This window comes from Paenibacillus sp. JT22N7 (assembly GCF_059383875.1).
Genome location: NZ_JBXENY010000008.1, coordinates 334,496 through 346,734, shown reverse-complemented (window position 1 = coordinate 346,734; position 12,239 = coordinate 334,496). Strand labels below are relative to the sequence as shown.

Here is a 12,239-nt window from a genome sequence, read left to right as displayed (position 1 = left end):
TTTAATGCAGCACATTCCCACCCGCAACCTGTCTTGTACTTTATACAATACGGCAATTTCCTGCAACTTCACTTTTTTGCACAGCCGTATTTCCCCTGTATTTTCGCGGTATAATGCGTATTTCAGCTCATAGTGCTACCTGATAGCAGGCATGAAAAAAGAGCATCATTCGATGAACCATCGAACGATGCTCTAGCTTACATAGTAAGGCTGGCTGACTTTTGCAGGACGGCCTCGGCCGCTGCTTCAGCCGTCTTGGTGAAGCATTCGCTGCGCAGCGGGCAGCTCCGGCATTCCGCCGCATTGTTGCTTTTGCGCAGCCGCTCGGCTTCGGGCAGCATAGTCTGCACGAGCCTCATATAATCCAAGGACTGCGGAATATCTGCGCCGCTTGGATAATAGGAAATCCGCTGGCCGCTCATCACCGACAAGACGTCGATCCGGCTCGGCAGCTTGCCGAAGGCGCTGTTACAAAATACGGCGGTCATGTGCTGGAACGTCAGGATGACATCCTCATCCTCGTCCACAACAAACTTTTGCACAATATAGTCGGTATTCGTCCCGTACGGATCTTCGGCGACAATTTGAAAAATTTGCGTCAGCTCCATATCGAGCGGCTCCACAAAGGTGCGATGCTGCTCGAATCGGATAATCGGCGCCGCCTCTTGCTCCTCCATTAAAAATGCCGTCAAATGTGCAACCGCTTGCAGCTTCGAATCCCAATAATGCTCGGCATTATCGAATTTAGCTACTCGCGCTGTCCACCAGCGCTCTGCCAGCTGCTTTACTACATCGGCTGTACGGGCTTGGGGCGGAAGCTCATAAAAATCATTCACAATATGGCTGACAGCGAATTGCATAAGCTGGCGACCATTCACTTCGCCTGCCCGTTTCTTCGCCGTCTGCCTTTTTATGAACCGATAGGGGCAGCGCAGCAGCTCTTCCAACTTGTAATCCTCAATCAGCTTTACTGCTGCGGATTGCTCCATAATCGGCCACCTTCTCTCTTTCAGGTCTTAACAAAAGAAGCAGCAATAGCTGCCCTGTTTATTATCCAGCTACGGTTACAAGGCCAGCTACTTGCTTGCCTAGGTTTTTGCATTGTTCTTTCTCATCATCGGAAGGGTTGTATTCCACCTTCAAGCTCTCGGATACAATTTCCGCCCCCAGCTCGCGCAGCTTCGCTTCGATGGTATCGACCGCTCCGCAGAATACGGGATAGGAGGAATCGCCCGATCCGAATACAGCTGCTTTGCGGCCGCTGAGGTCAAGTCCTTCAAGCTCTTCGTAGAAATCAAGAATTTCGTCTGGAAGCTCGCCGTCTCCCCAAGTATACGCGCCGATAATGATGCCATCGTACTCCAGCAAATCAGCTGCATTTGCATCGAAAGCTTCCTTCGATACCACTTCAACGCCCGCTTCCTGTGCTCCAGCAACAATCGCCTCAGCCATTTCCTCTGTATTTCCCGTCATGCTCGCGTATACCACAATTACCTTTGACACCTTTACATTCCTCCCAAGTGTAAATAGCCGTCGCCATTTTGGACAATCGGCCGCTTCATTTCCCATCAGCTGGCGGAGAGCAACCTATCCTCCGCGCGCCAATGGCTAAATTTATATGAACTAGGCATCCAACATTTGAATACCTTGAAACAACGTTGCCATATACAAATTGTCGCCCTGCAGATCCACATCCGTTACCGGAATACCCAGCTTCACAGACAGCAGCGTCACCTGATTGCGGATATAAGCGAGCTGGAACAAGCCTTTATCCGTACATACATAAATATCTTTCCCCTTCGCAACAATGGAGAAAATAAACTGCTTGCTAAAGCGGATGCGGTCGAACCGCCCCTTCTTGTCGCCAATCATCAGCTCGCCGCGATCACTGACGCCAATGAGATGGCCCCGGTATACAGCAAGGCTTGTAACCGCACGGTCCAGCTCAAACTCGGACCATTCATCCATAAAACGGTCGTACAGCGCGACTCCGCTTTCATGGCCAACGACGAGATATTGCGGCAGGTTCATGAAATCATATACCCGCTTGTCGGCGCAGGCTGTCTTTTCCCAGCGGCTTCCCGAATTTGACCACAGCCCATAATCCGTTGCAGCATAGCCCGTGCCGCCAAGCATCCGGTATTGATAGCAAGGAATGGCGAGACCATCATTTACCCATTCGCCATTCGTATATTGATAAAGCCCTTCGCTCGTACAGGCATGAAGCACGCTGCTTTGCAGCTGCAGTCGATTAACCATTGCCGATTGCGGCATCCCTGCGCCAAGCTTCATCCACTGCTCTTCACTGTTAATCTGATAGACGCCATAACCGACAGATGCCACATACAGCGCATCCTCGCCCGCCTTCACTGATGAGAACGGGAACAGCTGCCAATTCCACGGCTTGCCCGTTTCGGCTGGCGCATCATTCATTTGATGCTCCTTGCGATTAAACTCTGCCACGATTAAACCAGCTCCATCAATATATACTATCGTATATTATTTTTCATCATTGTATAGGTAGACAAACTGATAATGATTATCACTTTCGTAGTTTATGATAGCTATTCTCATACCTAATGTCAATCATTATCTATCGGAATTGGAAAATATCCCGGGCCGTCGACAGCATTCGCCCTTTGTTCATTCTTTTGCCATACTACCTAGCCCTTCCCCTTTAATTCCATGGTTATGCATTGCCTGCGATAATGCTATAATGAGCAACAACAAGCAAGCTGAAAGGTGAAACGGCTGTCGCCGTCCTCTGGCGGCGCAGCGCGTTCGGAAGCTTTCGCAAAATGTTAATCCCGGAAGGTGGCTGCACATGGAATATTTATCATCACATTCGCCTAGAGTTGGGCTTGAAGATATCGTTCATGCTCAAATGCATTTGAAAGACGTCATTCTCCGCACGCCGTTGCAATATAACCGCGTGCTCTCCGAGCGCTACGGCTGCAACGTCCTGCTGAAACGCGAGGACCTGCAAATTGTGCGCTCCTTTAAAATTCGCGGAGCCTACCATCTTATGCGCTCGCTGCCGCCAGAGCGGCTTGCCGCTGGCGTCGTCTGCGCAAGTGCAGGCAATCATGCGCAGGGCGTTGCCTACTCCTGCCATGCGCTCGGCATCCCAGGCAAAATCTATATGCCTAGCACAACGCCGCGCCAGAAGGTGAATCAAGTGTCCTTCTTCGGCGGGGATAGTGTTGAAGTTATTTTGACCGGCGACACGTTTGATGATGCTTATGCAGAAGCCATTAAGGAGAGCGAACGCAGCGGAACGGCTTTTGTTCATCCTTTTGATGATTTGAAAATCATTGCCGGCAATGGCACCGTTGGACAAGAGCTGATGGAAGCGTCGGATACGGTACCGGATTTTGTGTTTGTAACCGTTGGAGGCGGCGGCCTGGCAGCTGGCGTAGCTTCGTATGTAAAAGCCATTTCGCCGGAAACGAAAGTCATTGGCGTTGAGCCGGAAGGCGCACAGTCGCTGCGAGAATCGCTCGATGCCGGGGAAGTCGTTACGCTTGAGCATATCGACAAATTCGTCGATGGCGCTGCCGTGAAGCGGATCGGCAAGCTGACGTTCGCGATCTGCCGCGAATTGCTAGATGATACCGTGCCTGTTCCCGAAGGCAAAATTTGTACGACCATGCTCGATCTCTATAATGAAAATGCGATTGTAGCGGAGCCAGCTGGCGCGCTGCCCATTGCCGCGCTTGATATGTTCAGGGATCAAATCGCCGGAAAAACAGTCGTATGCGTCATTAGCGGAGGAAATAACGATATTGACCGCATGCAGGAAATTAAAGAGCGTTCGCTCATTTATGAGGGATACAAGCATTATTTCATGCTAAATTTCCCGCAGCGCGCGGGTGCGCTGCGAGAATTTCTCGATGATGTGCTCGGTCCGACCGATGACATCACCCGCTTCGAGTATACGAAAAAGCACAATAAGGACAATGGCCCGTCACTCGTCGGCATTGAGCTGAAGCACCGCGAGGACTATGAGCCTTTGATCAGCCGCATGCATATGAAAGGCTACTCCTTCATCGAGCTGAACAAAGACCCTGTGCTGTTCAATTTATTAATTTGATGAACGGCTATTCATTCACCGATTACCAAGCGTAAGCTTTAGGTGCGTCGCCGCCCGGCCCTGGGAAAATCTCATCAATGCGGGCGAGCGTCGCGCTATCAAGCTCCAGTTCAACCGCACGAAGCGAGCGCTCGAATTGCTCCAGCGTACGCACCCCAATAATCGGAGCCGTAACCGCCGGATTCGCCAGCAGCCATGCGAGCGATACGAGATCCTCAGGCTCACCCAGTTCATCACAAAGCTTCGCATATTCATCCAGCTGCGCACGATGCTTGTCCAGACGTTTGGTGTCGCCACTGCGGCGTCCGCCATTATCCCGGCGGTGATTGCCCGCAAGCAGCCCGCCATCCAGTGGACTCCACGGTATAACGCCAAGACCGAGCGCCTTCGATGCAGGAAGCACTTCCAGCTCCGGCAGACGGCACAGCAAATTATATTTGTGCTGCTCGGATACGAGCCCCAAAATCCCTCTAGCCTTTGCCTCGCCCTGTGCTACCGCAATATCCCAGCCAGCAAAGTTGCTGGAGCCGACATACCCGATTTTGCCCTGCGAAACTGCCGTTTCAAAAGCGCTCCACAATTCATTCCAATGTACGTTCCGATCCACATGGTGCATCTGATAAAGCTCAATATGATCCGTCTGCAGACGTCGCAGCGAGCCTTCCAGATGGCGGCGAATTTTATAAGCGGACAAGCCGGCTTCCCGGTTCGGGCCATCATGAATATCACTCATATCGCCATATACTTTGGTTGCCAGCACGGTGCGCTCACGGCGCCCGCCGCCTTGACTAAACCATTTTCCGATAATTTCCTCAGTACGTCCGGCGTTTTCACCCCAGCCATAAATGTTTGCCGTATCAATAAAATTAATGCCCGCATCTAGCGCAGCATCCAAAATCCGGAACGCTTCCTTCTCATCTGTATCCACACCAAAATTCATGGTACCAAGGCATAAGCGGCTAACGCGCAAACCCGACTGACCCAAATAAGTGTATTGCATAAAAGAAAGTCACTCCTTCAATTTTTTTATGATTGCCATACCCTTCCTATTATACATGATCAAAATTCCGCCACCAACCTGCAAGCGCATGCAAAACCAGCTCATCCCCCAATGAAAGCATTTAGATGGATTATGGGTAAAATTTTGATACACAGGCGAAAATAAGCCCGTTATGAGCGACAACGGCAGTTGAATGTCGTTTACAAGAGAGGGTGATGGCATGGCTATATTTTCTTCCATAATAATTTTGCTTGCTTTGATCGGGCTGTCCAATATTATCAATCGCCATCTTCCGGTTGTGCCGGTTCCGCTGATCCAAATTGCGCTTGGCATTGCGATTACCCTTATTCCGTCCGGCGTCCATATGACGCTGGAGCCCGAGCTATTTTTCATATTATTCGTAGCACCGCTGCTGTACAACGATGGCAAGCATACGCCGCGCAATGAATTATGGAGGCTTCGCGCTCCGATTTTTCTGCTCGCCGTCGGCCTTGTGTTCGTCACCGTGTTTCTTATCGGCTATGCGATCCACTTTATGATTCCGTCCATTCCGCTGCCGGCAGCGTTCGGGCTTGCTGCTCTGCTTTCCCCTACCGATGCCGTAGCAGTCAATGCTTTAGCGGGGCGGGTTAATCTGCCCAAGAGCCTGCGGCATTTGCTGGAGGGAGAAGCGCTGATGAACGACGCCTCCGGGCTCGTCGCCTTTAAATTTGCGATGGCAGCTGCGCTAAACGGCACTTTTTCCTTAACGAAAGCAAGCATCAGCTTTGTCGTTATTGCGACTGGCGGCCTTGCGGTCGGCTGCGTGCTGGCCTTCCTGATTACAGGACTTCGCGCTGTTTTGCGCAGGTCAGGTCTGGAAGATCCAACGCTGCATATGCTTATTCATATGCTAACGCCATTTGCCCTTTATTTGACCGGCGAGCATCTTGGCGTATCCGGCATTTTGGCAGCTGTAGCCGGGGGCGTCGTCCACGCCGTCGAACGCGATGAATACGATAAGGCGCGGGCCCGGAACGATGAGATGCCTGATCATACATGGCCGGTTATTTTGTACATATTGAACGGGCTTGTTTTTGTTATTTTAGGACTGCAAATCCCTGTTGTCTTCAGCACCGTTTTCGATAATCCCGCGATTAACTCACTTCGAGTGACGGGTTATGCATGCTTGATTTTCGTTATGCTGCTGCTACTGCGGTTTTTATGGACGTACGCCTTCTCAAGAGGGGGCCGTTTATTCGGCTCTGAGCAGCAGACTGAGAAGCTGTCGTTTAAAATTTTGGCCATGACCTCGCTTTCTGGCGTACGCGGCGCCATTACGCTTGCCGGCGCCTTTTCTATTCCGCTGTTTCTTATCGATGGAAATCCGTTTCCTGAGCGGAATGTCATCATTTTTATTGCGACAGCGGTTATATTGTTATCGCTGCTCGTGGCGAGCACCGTGCTCCCGCTTCTGGCAAGCAGCAGCGATACGGGCAATGAAGCAAAACGGACGGAGAAAGAGCGCCAAGGGCAGCTCAAAATGATGAATGCGGCCATTGAAGCCATCCATCAGGCGGCGAGCAAGGAAAATGAAGCAGAAACCTCTGCCGTCCTTGCCGAATATGAGCGCTGGTTCCGCATGCTGGAGCTTCAGAAGCCCCAGACAAAGAAACGAGCGGATGAGGGAATCATTGATATGCGATTTGAAGCGTTCCGTATCGAACGGGAAGCTGCCCGCCGCATGCTGGCACGGGATGAAATCAGCAAGCCGCAGTTTGAGCTGTTCGAGCAAAGCCTGGAGCAGCTTGAGCAAATGCTGGCAGGGCGCCGAAGCTTTTGGCCGATTATTATGAAGAAGCTGTTGAATTCCCTGCTGGAGATGTTATCCCTCAGAAAAACCAAATCGCATGCCAAGCTGGGCCAATCCGATCGCGAGGCGCTGAGAAGGCTGAAGCTGCGAGCCTGTGATGCGGTCATCGACTCTTTCGACAAGCAGCTGGACGAGCATGGTTCGGAGGAACGAAGCGAGCTGATCAGCCATTACCATTTTATAAAGGAAAAGCTGCAAAAGCCGAGATCGCCGAAAAAGGATGGAGGCGACGCCGACGTGCAGCGCGATTTGCATTGGGTTGCGATTCAGGCGGAGCGAGTCGAGGTGCAAAGCTTGTATGAGCGCGGGGAAATCAATCGGGACATTGCCAATAAGCTGCGGCAGTTTATCCGCAACCGCGAGGCGTCTATTTTGGAGGAAGGATAACAAGCTGGCTGATCGGTCAGGAGTCCGGGCTTGTTCCTCATGCGAGAGCTTGGCATCCACCACTATTTTCTGGTATTGTTTAAGCCATACGATGTCGCTTTGAACGGCTGATATTTTGATCAAGTGAGTGAGGGTGTTAACGTATGGCGTTGCTGCAAAATTGGATCGAACAAATAAAGCATATGGATTTGGAGCATTTGCAGCGAACGCTGGAAAGCTATCGGGAATTCGGCCCGCTGCTTGGCATCCTTTTGCCTCTGCTGGAAGCCTTTCTGCCTTTTCTGCCTCTGCTGGCGATTGTGGCGGCGAATGCGAATATTTTCGGCCTATGGTTCGGCTTTCTCTTTTCGTGGATTGGCGTTTCCGCTGGGGCCATCGGCGTCTTCTGGGTCGTGCGCAAGCTTGGAAAAAATGTCAAAGCCAAAGTCGAGCGGCGCTTCCCGAAATCGGGCCGCTTCTTCGAATGGATTGAGCATCGCGGCTTTACGCCGCTGTTCCTGCTCGCCTGCTTTCCTTTTTCACCGTCCTCGCTCATTAACATTGTGTCGGGCTTAAGCGCTGTCCCATTCCGCACGTTCATCATCGCCACCTTGCTCGGAAAGGCGGTCATGATTTTATGCGTGTCGCTGCTCAGCTTTGATATTGGAAATTTCGCGCATGAGCCTTGGCGCATCGTCGTCGCCTGCATCGTCATTGTGCTGATGTGGTTCGGTGGCAAGCGGCTGGAAAAACGATATATTCATTAGCACTCATATATATTCCCTTTCGAGGCATGCTATAGCAGAATGACCCGCCGTCATGTTGGACGGACTATGCATGCCAGGAAAGGGAGATACGATGAACGAACAGCAGTTGGACCAGGAGCAGCAGCATCAACACAATGAGATGGAGCCGATGTCGGGCGAGCCTGTAGAAGTGGCGGGTGTATACCGCAATGAGTGGAATCGTGAAGAGAAACTGGAGCGCGGCGAGGTGTTTCCAGCCGATCCCCAGATGGGGACGGCAACTTGGCGGCTGGTGGAGCTGGACTTCGACAACCATCATGAAGGGCGGACCGATCCGCGGCTCATTCCCAAAGACGATGACAATGATCCCGAAGCCCATATGCAGCATCCAAGACGCCATAAAGGCAGCAATAAGACCGAATAGCGTATGGATTGAGATTGACTTACAGCAGCTCTGTGAAAAATAGCCATGCAAAAGAAACCGCCTCTTCGTCAAATGATCAATCATTTGAAAAAGAGACGGTTTTTTTGTTACTTCTGGGCGCTGACCTTAGCCTCTCTGCCGCTCGCGTTCGTTTCCGCTTTCCATTCCTCGGTCGACATGCCGCGCTGCTGAACCTGATCCACGAGCTTCTCCAGCCTCCGCAGATGGTAGGCATATTCGAATATAGCCGACGCGACGAACACGAGCCGCTTATGCTCGTCCCGCCCCTCGCGGAAATAATCCGTCAGGTCGGTAATCAGGCGCGCTTCACGTTCCTCCTCCGGCTCGAAGCTCAGGTTCGGCTTCATCTTGCCTTCGATTTTCAGCAATATCGATTCGTGGTATTTCGTCAGCTCCTCGATCTGGTTATCGAAGCGCTGCGCCCATTTCCCCGCACCGGCGGCGGCAAAATAATGCTCCTCTACAACCTCAAGCAGATCAACGCCCTTTTGCAGCGCCTTAATCGTCTGCTTGGAGACGAGCAGCTGTCTGGCATGGCTTTTTTTGGCATGGGCGAGCACCTTGCGCTCTTCCTCAAACAAGGTGTAGCGATCCTCCAGCTTGCGCACAGATACATGCAGCGTTTCCTTCTCCTGCCGGAACACGCTTTCCTTCATCTCGTTCGAAACCGCCGTTCGCAGCAGCAAAGACATTTGCCCATAAGCGAGATGCACCTGCTCGGTAAATTGCTTGCGCGGGCGTGGGGGAAATACGAGCACATTAATCGTAAAAGCGGCCCCCATGCCGGTAAGCACCATTAAAAATCGTTGCAGCGCCACATCTAATCCTTGTCCATGCGCTTCCATAATAGCGATAACCATGACGAGAGTTACTCCGATGGTCGCTTCCATCTTCAGCCGGATACAAATAAGGATAACAGCGATACAGACGAGCCCCACCGCAATCGGCGTATGGCCGAATACTTTCATCGCAGCAAGCGCGATTCCTGCGCCAAGCAGGTTGGTCTGAACCTGATCGAGAATTTGCTGCCAGGAACGGTAGATGGAAGGCTGAATGGTTAAAATAGCAGCTACTGCCGTAATGAGGCTGGACGGAAAGCCGAAAAACTGGCTCAGAAAAATTGCCAGCGTAACGGACAAGCCGGTCTTCAGCACGCGAGCTCCAATATTCATTTGCTGTCCGCCTCCTCCAGCTGCAGCTCCGTCTCCGCTGCCTGCACGCCATTCACCCATAGCGTAATGCGGTGAAGCCCTGGATAATGCTTGCGCGTCGTCAAATCGGCGAAGCGGTGCACACGCGACAGCGCGACTTCCGCTCCTCCCCCATACTCGCGGTCAGACAGCAGGAAACGCTTCTGGGAAGGCTTGCCTGAAGCTTTAATAAAATCAATGCCGTATTCGATCCGCAGCTTGAGTGCGTCTCCATCCCGCAGCTTCATCTCGCAGCTAAACCTCGCCTCTTCGCCAATATGGACGACCGCAGGCACTGCCCGAAGCTCGGCATGCACCGTCAATGGTACGCGCTCCTCGCCATCTTCGCCTTCTCCAGCTGCATAGCCGAACAGCTCCATCAGCGCCGGATTAGCCTGCTTGACTAGCGTGCGGCAGCCACGCCGAATAATCCAGTCTGTCAGCGGATTGTCGCCCGACCACCGCTGGGCCAGCGCAACGACCACATCGGGATGGTCTTTGGCGATGTCATTGAGATTGTTCGCCACGCTTTTGCGGACGTACAGCGAAGGATCGGCCTTCAGCTTGTCCAGCAGCGGAAGGATCGGCTGTGGTTCGCGCTTGAACATCGGCAGCGCCTGCGCCCAAGGCAGACGCGGGCGCGTCCCTTCGCTCGCCAGCCGGCGTACATGCTCATCCTCATCGTCCGCCCATATCAGCATTTGCTGCATCATGCGCTCTGGCTCAGCAAGCAGAAAGGGGCGCACGGCAAACTCCCCCGTCGAATAACGGGTGAACCGTGCCAGCGCCTGCATCGACCGGTCAAAGTGCTCCGGTGCCATTCCGTACACCTCCACAAAATCCGGGAAGAAAATATAAGGCAGGCCGCGGCACTGCGAGTCGATCTGCATCAGCACATCAAGCGCGGCCTCGTAATCACTTGGAAGGAAATCGCCCAGTGCTTCGGTAATTCGGCGCGAGCGCGCCTTGAGCGCCAGCTCCTCCCATTCTCCAGCCCGCACTGCCGCCGCAAAGCCTGCCAAGTCGAAAGTCGGCAAAGCCGAGCGCACCATCGCTCCGAAATTTTCTATAAATAAGCCATCGTATAAGGCTTTTAGCGGTTCTGCCATCGTAAGCTCCTCCAGTATAATCATTCATGCTCCATCTATTATGCCATAACCCGCAACCGGAAGTAATAGCAACTAATCAAACCGCCTAGCCCTGTCTTTCTATTGAAAAAAAAGCCTGCCCGCCGCGTCATAAACTCGCGGCGGGCAGGCTGCTGCCTTTTGCTATGGCGCTTCTGGGCTCGGCACCTTTACTTCGGCGCCATTAGGGTGTGTATGCAAACCGGAGTAGCCCTGCTACTCCTTGCCCAGAGCCTAATCGAGGCCAAGCTCATCTGACGCTTCAAGGCTTGAGAAACGAAGCGTGCGATTGTTACTGAGAACACTGTGACGGAGCCGCTTTGGCTGCGACCGCGCAATTCGGGACGCTCGCTCCTTTTTTGGAGGACTGAGGTTCCGTTATTCTAGCTTTTGACCCGATTTCAGGCTATAAGCGGACAGGAAATCCGTTATCGTGCTCATCATCCCTTGAAATTGGCTAAAGGCAGCGCATTAGCGGCTCCTGAGTCCGCCACCTGTGTCTTTCCTGGTGATTCAGTTGAAATAGCGGCTGCTCTGTCCGCCAAGTCTATCTTTGCGCTGGGAGTAACCCCCTGAAACGATGAATAAGAAGCTGACTTTTTCGCTTGTCGGTTAAGCGTGGCGCGCGATTATTTTTTCGAGCTGGCTCGCAATCGCTTGCGTACCAGCTTGCAGATGCTCCTGCGTAAAAGCGACGCGGACGAATGTTTCGTCTGTATTCATCGCTTCAGCGAAGAAGCCGCCCAGACCGCGCGCTTTGCGGTCGATTTGCAGCAGCAGCTCCACCTGATGGGCATCTGGATAGAAAATAACCTCCAGCTCATCAAGCTTGCCGCGGAACGGCCCTCCAGCCGGTACAAATTCCAGCTCTTGTACGAAAGGCAGCGAGCGTCCCAAACGCGAAGCGTATTCGCAATCTGCTTCACGCAGACGGAACCCTAGCTGCTCCACCGCTCCCAGCACCATGCCCATCGCTGCATTAGGCACGACCTCAATGCGATCGTTATCGCCGGGATCGATGGCGCCGCGAATGTCGAGCTCGGTTTTCACCCATATTGGCGTTTTCCCTAATGTGAGCGGAGTTTGGAAAGGCAATTGAAAGGAAAAAGGCACTTCGCGATTTTCACCGGCTTTCAGCTCAAACGGCTGGCTGACCGGATATTTTCCAATGACGCAGTTATGTCTGTGCTTCTGGTCATTGCTCTCGCGGATGTATTCGGTCATTACGGACAGCTCAATCTTCTCAATGCGCTGCTCCACGCTGCCGCCGCGAATTTGCACGACGCCGCGCACTTCTTCACCTGGCGCATAACGGGACTTTTCCAGCAAAGTATCAATTTTTGCCGAGCCAATGCCAATGCTTGCTAATAACCGATTAAACATAAGAACACCTCACCGAATAATTTTTTTCTCGCTATTC

General features: G+C 52.5%; 11 protein-coding genes. 4 read left to right on the top strand and 7 right to left on the bottom strand.

Going from position 1 to position 12,239, the window contains the following annotated elements:
* Positions 1-197 precede the first annotated feature (197 nt).
* From AC50Y5_RS22490 to AC50Y5_RS22480, 3 genes are all read right to left on the bottom strand, one after another.
* Positions 198-989: a hypothetical protein gene (locus AC50Y5_RS22490; RefSeq protein ID WP_494863865.1), complete on the bottom strand. Its 792-nt coding sequence runs from the start codon at positions 987-989 to the stop codon at positions 198-200.
* A 61-nt stretch (positions 990-1,050) separates the two neighbouring features.
* Complete coding sequence (locus tag AC50Y5_RS22485; RefSeq protein WP_056031783.1) at positions 1,051-1,503, bottom strand: flavodoxin; 453 nt, start codon at positions 1,501-1,503, stop codon at positions 1,051-1,053.
* A gap of 120 nt (positions 1,504-1,623) precedes the next feature.
* Positions 1,624-2,463: a hypothetical protein gene (locus tag AC50Y5_RS22480; protein ID WP_235533076.1), complete on the bottom strand. Its 840-nt coding sequence runs from the start codon at positions 2,461-2,463 to the stop codon at positions 1,624-1,626.
* A gap of 361 nt (positions 2,464-2,824) precedes the next feature.
* On the opposite strand from AC50Y5_RS22480, the gene ilvA reads away from it, so the two are divergent.
* Entirely contained in the window at positions 2,825-4,093 is a 1,269-nt protein-coding gene (gene ilvA, locus AC50Y5_RS22475; RefSeq protein ID WP_081418665.1) for a threonine ammonia-lyase IlvA, read from the top strand.
* A 22-nt stretch (positions 4,094-4,115) separates the two neighbouring features.
* Here ilvA and AC50Y5_RS22470 read toward each other — a convergent pair whose 3' ends face one another.
* Positions 4,116-5,093 carry an aldo/keto reductase gene (locus AC50Y5_RS22470; protein WP_494863864.1) on the bottom strand — a complete coding sequence of 326 codons (978 nt, stop codon included), beginning with the start codon at positions 5,091-5,093 and terminating at the stop codon, positions 4,116-4,118.
* 220 nt (positions 5,094-5,313) lie between these two features.
* Here AC50Y5_RS22470 and AC50Y5_RS22465 point away from each other — a divergent pair, with 220 nt between their 5' ends.
* The 3 genes from AC50Y5_RS22465 to AC50Y5_RS22455 all read left to right on the top strand — a co-directional run bounded on the left by AC50Y5_RS22465 (position 5,314) and on the right by AC50Y5_RS22455 (position 8,481).
* Complete coding sequence (locus AC50Y5_RS22465; protein WP_494863863.1) at positions 5,314-7,332, top strand: Na+/H+ antiporter; 2,019 nt, start codon at positions 5,314-5,316, stop codon at positions 7,330-7,332.
* A 143-nt stretch (positions 7,333-7,475) separates the two neighbouring features.
* Positions 7,476-8,078, top strand: coding sequence for a TVP38/TMEM64 family protein (locus AC50Y5_RS22460; protein ID WP_056031795.1), 603 nt, complete (start codon positions 7,476-7,478; stop codon positions 8,076-8,078).
* Positions 8,079-8,148: 70 nt separating this feature from the next.
* Positions 8,149-8,481, top strand: a complete 333-nt coding sequence (locus AC50Y5_RS22455) for a transposase (RefSeq protein ID WP_442952506.1) — start codon at positions 8,149-8,151, stop codon at positions 8,479-8,481.
* A 107-nt stretch (positions 8,482-8,588) separates the two neighbouring features.
* Here the strand turns inward: AC50Y5_RS22455 and AC50Y5_RS22450 are convergent, their stop codons facing one another.
* The 3 genes from AC50Y5_RS22450 to AC50Y5_RS22440 form a co-directional block, all read right to left on the bottom strand.
* On the bottom strand, positions 8,589-9,674 hold the full coding sequence (locus tag AC50Y5_RS22450) for an FUSC family protein (protein WP_494863862.1): 1,086 nt from the start codon (positions 9,672-9,674) through the stop codon (positions 8,589-8,591).
* Complete coding sequence (locus AC50Y5_RS22445) at positions 9,671-10,801, bottom strand: DNA alkylation repair protein (RefSeq protein ID WP_494863861.1); 1,131 nt, start codon at positions 10,799-10,801, stop codon at positions 9,671-9,673. The genes AC50Y5_RS22450 and AC50Y5_RS22445 overlap by 4 nt, the downstream gene beginning before the upstream one ends.
* A gap of 630 nt (positions 10,802-11,431) precedes the next feature.
* The gene (locus AC50Y5_RS22440) at positions 11,432-12,202 is read right to left on the bottom strand and encodes a sporulation protein (protein ID WP_056031802.1); all 771 of its coding nucleotides are present in this window, start codon (positions 12,200-12,202) and stop codon (positions 11,432-11,434) included.
* Between the last annotated feature and the right edge of the window lie 37 nt (positions 12,203-12,239).

Bases quoted from the DNA above. Each gene is read 5' to 3' on its own strand.
- AC50Y5_RS22490 (WP_494863865.1), bottom strand. From the start codon at position 989: ATGGAGCAATCCGCAGCAGTAAAGCTGATTGAGGATTACAAGTTGGAA.
- ilvA (WP_081418665.1), top strand. From the start codon at position 2,825: ATGGAATATTTATCATCACATTCGCCTAGAGTTGGGCTTGAAGATATC.
- AC50Y5_RS22470 (WP_494863864.1), bottom strand. From the start codon at position 5,093: ATGCAATACACTTATTTGGGTCAGTCGGGTTTGCGCGTTAGCCGCTTA.
- AC50Y5_RS22465 (WP_494863863.1), top strand. From the start codon at position 5,314: ATGGCTATATTTTCTTCCATAATAATTTTGCTTGCTTTGATCGGGCTG.
- AC50Y5_RS22460 (WP_056031795.1), top strand. From the start codon at position 7,476: ATGGCGTTGCTGCAAAATTGGATCGAACAAATAAAGCATATGGATTTG.
- AC50Y5_RS22455 (WP_442952506.1), top strand. From the start codon at position 8,149: ATGCCAGGAAAGGGAGATACGATGAACGAACAGCAGTTGGACCAGGAG.
- AC50Y5_RS22450 (WP_494863862.1), bottom strand. From the start codon at position 9,674: ATGAATATTGGAGCTCGCGTGCTGAAGACCGGCTTGTCCGTTACGCTG.
- AC50Y5_RS22445 (WP_494863861.1), bottom strand. From the start codon at position 10,801: ATGGCAGAACCGCTAAAAGCCTTATACGATGGCTTATTTATAGAAAAT.
- AC50Y5_RS22440 (WP_056031802.1), bottom strand. From the start codon at position 12,202: ATGTTTAATCGGTTATTAGCAAGCATTGGCATTGGCTCGGCAAAAATT.